Below are 1,383 nucleotides of genomic sequence, written 5' to 3'. Positions count from 1 at the left end.
CCCTCGGCCTATTAGTACCGGTCAACTCCACCCCTTACGAGGCTTCCATATCCGGCCTATCAACCCAGTCGTCTACTGGGAGCCTTACCCTCTCAAGGAGGTGGGAGTGCTCATCTCGAAGCAGGCTTCCCGCTTAGATGCTTTCAGCGGTTATCCCTCCCGAACGTAGCCAACCAGCCATGCCCTTGGCAGGACAACTGGCACACCAGAGGTTCGTCCGTCCCGGTCCTCTCGTACTAGGGACAGCCCTTCTCAACACTCCTACGCGCACAGCGGATAGGGACCGAACTGTCTCACGACGTTCTAAACCCAGCTCGCGTACCGCTTTAATGGGCGAACAGCCCAACCCTTGGGACCTACTCCAGCCCCAGGATGCGACGAGCCGACATCGAGGTGCCAAACCATCCCGTCGATATGGACTCTTGGGGAAGATCAGCCTGTTATCCCCGGGGTACCTTTTATCCGTTGAGCGACGGCGCTTCCACAAGCCACCGCCGGATCACTAGTCCCGACTTTCGTCCCTGCTCGACCCGTCAGTCTCACAGTCAAGCTCCCTTGTGCACTTACACTCAACACCTGATTGCCAACCAGGCTGAGGGAACCTTTGGGCGCCTCCGTTACTCTTTAGGAGGCAACCGCCCCAGTTAAACTACCCACCAGACACTGTCCCTGATCCGGATCACGGACCCAGGTTAGACATCCAGCACGACCAGAGTGGTATTTCAACGACGACTCCACAACAACTGGCGTTGCTGCTTCAAAGTCTCCCACCTATCCTACACAAGCCGAACCGAACACCAATATCAAGCTATAGTAAAGGTCCCGGGGTCTTTCCGTCCTGCTGCGCGAAACGAGCATCTTTACTCGTAATGCAATTTCACCGGGCCTATGGTTGAGACAGTCGAGAAGTCGTTACGCCATTCGTGCAGGTCGGAACTTACCCGACAAGGAATTTCGCTACCTTAGGATGGTTATAGTTACCACCGCCGTTTACTGGCGCTTAAGTTCTCAGCTTCGCCTGGACGAATCCAAGCTAACCGGTCCCCTTAACGTTCCAGCACCGGGCAGGCGTCAGTCCGTATACATCGCCTTACGGCTTCGCACGGACCTGTGTTTTTAGTAAACAGTCGCTTCTCGCTGGTCTCTGCGGCCACCCCCAGCTCAGAGTGCAAGACTCATCACCAGGAATGGCCCCCCTTCTCCCGAAGTTACGGGGGCATTTTGCCGAGTTCCTTAACCATAGTTCACCCGAACGCCTCGGTATTCTCTACCTGACCACCTGAGTCGGTTTGGGGTACGGGCCGCCATGAAACTCGCTAGAGGCTTTTCTCGACAGCATAGGATCATCCACTTCACCACAATCGGCTCGGCATCAGGTCTCAG

1 rRNA gene is annotated in these 1,383 nt (G+C 56.0%); it reads right to left on the bottom strand.

Features of this window, described 5'->3' with window-relative positions:
* Positions 1-3: 3 nt before the first annotated feature.
* A 23S ribosomal RNA gene (locus ABZ495_RS37045) occupies positions 4-1,383 on the bottom strand; the annotation flags it as partial.

It is taken from the genome of Kitasatospora sp. NPDC005748 (assembly GCF_040630735.1).
In the GTDB taxonomy this organism is placed as follows: Bacteria; Actinomycetota; Actinomycetes; order Streptomycetales; family Streptomycetaceae; genus Kitasatospora.
Note: the sequence above shows the minus strand (reverse complement) of the source record. Positions and strands in the feature narration are given on the sequence as shown.